The organism is Nitratidesulfovibrio liaohensis (genome assembly GCF_011682075.1).
GTDB classification, from domain to species: Bacteria; Desulfobacterota; Desulfovibrionia; order Desulfovibrionales; family Desulfovibrionaceae; genus Cupidesulfovibrio; species Cupidesulfovibrio liaohensis.
Window position 1 is genome coordinate 1 of the sequence record NZ_VSMK01000554.1, and the last position, 1359, is coordinate 1359.

General features: G+C 72.8%; 1 protein-coding gene. It reads right to left on the bottom strand.

What is annotated here, in order from left to right; all coding sequences use genetic code 11:
- A partial coding sequence (locus FVW27_RS15835) for a PEP/pyruvate-binding domain-containing protein (protein WP_243838512.1) occupies positions 1-1359 on the bottom strand: 1359 nt, incomplete at both ends.

Here is a 1359-nt window from a genome sequence, read left to right on the forward strand (position 1 = left end):
CCGCTGCCGCGGCCTTGCGCCGGGCGCGGGGCCGCGTGCCGTCCTCCTTTTCCTGGGGCGGCCTGCCCGCGTGCACCCGGCCCGTGGCGCCGTCCACGGTGACCATGGCCCCGTCCGCGATGGCCGTGAACGGATCGGCGATGCCGGTGACCACCGGCAGCCCGAATTCGCGCGCCACCGAGGCGAAATGGCAGGCACGGCTGCCGGTCTGGGCCACCACGGCCTCCAGCCGGTCGATGATCCGGGTCAGCGAGGGGCCAAGGGTGGTGGTGACCAGCACGGTGCCCTGGGGCATGTCGCCAATCTCGCAGCAGATGGCCGCGTGGCGGGCCGTGCCGCTGCCCACCCCGGCGGATACCGGCTCGCTGCCTTCGGCCAGCAGGGGCAGTGATTCATGGGACGCGGGTGCCGTGCCGTCCGGCCCGCCTTCCGCACCAGCCGTCTGCTCCGGCACGATGCCGTGCTCCGTGCCGCCGGGCACCGGGCGTGACTGCACGATGAAGATGCGCCCCGCCGTATCCAGCACCCATTCCACGTCCTGCGGCTCGCCGAACAGGTTTTCCAGCTCGCGGCCATAGCGGGCCAGGCGCTTCATGTCTTCGGTGGTCAGCAGGGGCTTTGACGGCACCGGCTGGGCAAGGGTGGCCACCACGGCTTCGGGGCGTTCCAGAATGCGGCTGCGCGGACGGCGCGACAGCCACGCCGACTGCGCGGGAGTGTCGCCGCTGACCAGCACGTCGCCGGTGCCCGCCACGGCGTGCACGGCGGTGACGCCCTCGGTCAGTTCCTCTGCGGGCAGGCGGCGCGGCGGGTCCGGGTCGCGGGTGTAGATGACCCCGGCGCAGGCCGCGTCCAGCATGGGCATGAGCAGCGCGGCCATGGGGGTTTCCGCATCGGCCAGCCCGTGCAGGATGCGGTAGGACAGGGCGCGCGGCTGGTACTTTGAGGCCACCACCCGCTTCCAGGCCATGCCCGCATGGCCCGGCTCCACCCCCAGCACGCTGGCGTACTGCCCGGCGAAGGACACCGGGCCGTCTTCCGCCACGGCGCTGCTGCGCACCGCCAGCGGGGTGCGCTGGGGGCTCATGGCGTAGGCGGCGGTAAGGATGTCCTCTTCCAGCCGGGGAGGCAGTTCCGCCTCCAGGATCATGGCCCGCAACTCTTCGGATATGGCGGCCAGTTCGTCGGGGCGTGACAGGCGCAGGCGGCGCAGGCGCGCGTCGATGGGCTCGCGCAGTTCGTTGTGTTCGATGAAATAGTGGTAGGCGGCGGCGGTGACCACCGTGGCGTCGGGCACGGGCAACATGGACTGGCTGCGCACGGCGGCCAGGCGCGCGGCCTTGCCGCCCGCGCGGTCCG